1 protein-coding gene is annotated in these 2,712 nt (G+C 72.7%); it reads right to left on the reverse strand.

Features of this window, described 5'->3' with window-relative positions; genetic code table 11:
* The coding region (locus ACWDSL_RS52885; protein ID WP_450496864.1) for a polyketide synthase dehydratase domain-containing protein at window positions 1–2,712 on the reverse strand (2,712 nt) is incomplete at both ends.

The raw sequence follows: 2,712 nt of genomic DNA on the forward strand, positions 1-2,712 counted from the left end.
ACGCCGCACACCATGCACCACCACCAAATGCCGAGCCACCAAACCACCCAACACCCCCGTACCACCCGTCACCAACACCGTCCCACCACCAAACGGAGCGGGCAGGGTGAGGGCGACCTTGCCGATGTGCTTGGCCTGGCTGAGGTGGCGGAATGCCTCCGGGGCCCTAGAGATGTCCCAGGTGGTGACGGGCAACGGACTCAGCACGCCTCGTTCGAAGAGGTCGAGCAGTTCGGTGAGCATCTCCTGGATGCGGTCGGGGCCGGCCTCGGCCAGGTCGAACGCCCGGTACTCGACTCCGGGGTGCGCGGCAGCCACCTCGGCCGGATCCCGCTTGTCGGTCTTGCCCATCTCCAGGAAGCGCCCGCCACGCGGCAGCAGCCGCAGCGAGGCGTCTACGAACTCCCGGGCCAGGGAGTCCAGTACGACATCCACGCCTCGGCCTTCGGTCTCGGCCAGGAACCGTTCTTCGAACTCCAGCGTGCGCGAGTTGGCGATGTGCGCGTCGTCGAGGCCGGAGGCGCGCAGCGTGTCCCACTTGCCCTCGCTGGCCGTGCCGAAGACCTCAGCGCCCCAGTGCCGGGCGAGCTGCACCGCGGCCATGCCCACGCCACCGGCGGCCGCGTGCACCAGCACCGACTCGCCCGTCCGCAGCCCGGCGAGGTCCCGCAGTCCGTAGTACGCGGTCAGGAACACGATCGACACGGACGCCGCCTGCTCGAACGTCCAGCCGGTCGGCATCGGGGCGAGCATCCGCCGGTCGGTCACCGCCAGCGGGCCGAAGGCCCCGGCGAACAGTCCCATCACCCGATCGCCGGGTGCCAGGTCAGTGACTCCGGGGCCGATCTCGGCCACGATGCCCGCCGCCTCGCTGCCCATGATCTCCTGGTCGGGTACGACGCCCAGCGCGAGCACCACATCGCGGAAGTTGAGCCCGGCCGCCCGTACCCGGACGCGGACCTCACCGGCGGCGAGCGGCGCAGCCGCCGCAGGGTGCTCCAGCAGCCGCAGGTTGCCGAACGAGCCCTTGTTCGGAATTTCGAGGCGCCACGCGGACACACCGGCAGGCGGCGTGAGCGTGCCGTCCCGCGCAATCCGCGCCATGCGTGGCACCCGCACCTCGCCGGTGCGCAGCGCCACCTGCGTCTCGTCCTGAGCCATCGCCCACTCGACCGCGGCAGGCAGCACCTCACGCGAAGCGTCGTCCGCGTCGATGTCGAGCAGCAGGAAACGGCCTGGGTTCTCGGACTGCGCCGACCGCAGCAGTCCCCACACCGAGGCCGCGGCCAGGTTGCGTACGTCCTCGCCGGACTCGGCCGCCATCACGCCCCGGGTGACGGCCACCAGGCGCGATCCCGCGAACCGCCCGTCCGCCAGCCAGGCCTGCACCACCTCAAGAACCCGGAACAGGCCCGTGCGCACATCCTCGGCCATGTCTCGGTCCATGGCCGGGGCCGGGGCCGCGCAGGGGACCAGCACCACGGGTGGCACTGTGCCGCCCGCCGCTACGGCGTCGCCGAGCGCGCCCAGGTCCTGGTACACCGCTCCTCCGGCACCCAGGGCGGCGAGCGGCAGGTCCGACTCGGCCCCTCCCAGCACCGCCCACGTGGCCGCCGTCGCCGCACCGCCCGAGGCAATGTGCGGAACGGCCGTCCAATCCACCCGGTACAGGGATTCGTGCTGCTCTCCGCCGCGGGGCGCGGCCAGCCGGTCGGGGTCCACCGGCCGTACGACCAGCGAGTCCACCGCGGCCACCAGTTCGCCCGCGCCATCAGCCACCGTCACGGACACCGCGTCAGTGCCGTCCGAGGCCAGCGCGACCCGCAGCATCGAGGCGCCCGCCGCCCGCAGCGTCACTCCGCGCCAGACGAACGGCAGCCGCACCTGGCCGTCGTCGGGGAAGAATCCGCCGAGGCGCAGCCCGTGCAGGGCCGCATCGAGCAGCGCGGGGTGGAGCCCGAAGCGGGCGGCCTCAGCCCGCTGGTCCTCGCCGAGCGCGACCTCCGCGAAGACCTGGTCCCCACGCCGCCATGCCGCCCGCAGGCCCTGGAAGAGCGGGCCGTATCCGTAGCCTGCGGCGGCGAAGCGCTCGTACAGATCATCGGTCCCGACCGCGACCGCGCCCTCCGGCGGCCAAACGCCCGCGAGATCCGCATCCGCGATGCGCTGTGCCGAGGCGTCGGGCCGCGCGCTCATGCCGAGCACACCCATGGCGTGGCAGGTCCACGGCTCCTCGGTCGAGGCGTCGCCCGCACGGGAGTAGATGTTCAGGGACCGCCGTCCCGAGTCGCCCGGCTCGCCGACCGTGAGCTGCAGCTGTACACCGCCGCGCGCCGGGAGGACGAGCGGAGCCTGGATCGTCAGTTCCTCGACGGCCTCACAGCCGACCTGGTCGCCCGCGCGGATGGCGAGCTCGACGAACGCGGTGCCGGGCAGCAGCACGCTGTCCGCCACGGTGTGATCCGCAAGCCAGGCGTGGGTCTGGAGCGACAGCCGTCCGGTGAGCAACAGACCTTCGGCACCGGCGAGTTCGACAGCCGCGCCGAGGAGCGGATGCTCGGCGGAGCCGAGCCCGAGGCTGGAGGCGGTGCTGCTGCCCGCCGCCCCGGCCTGGGGCTCCAGCCAGTAGCGCTTGCGCTGGAAGGCATACGTGGGCAGATCCACCCGGGATGCGCCATGGAAGATCCCCGCCCAGTCGACCGCGACACCGTG

The organism is Streptomyces sp. NPDC000941 (assembly GCF_053599555.1).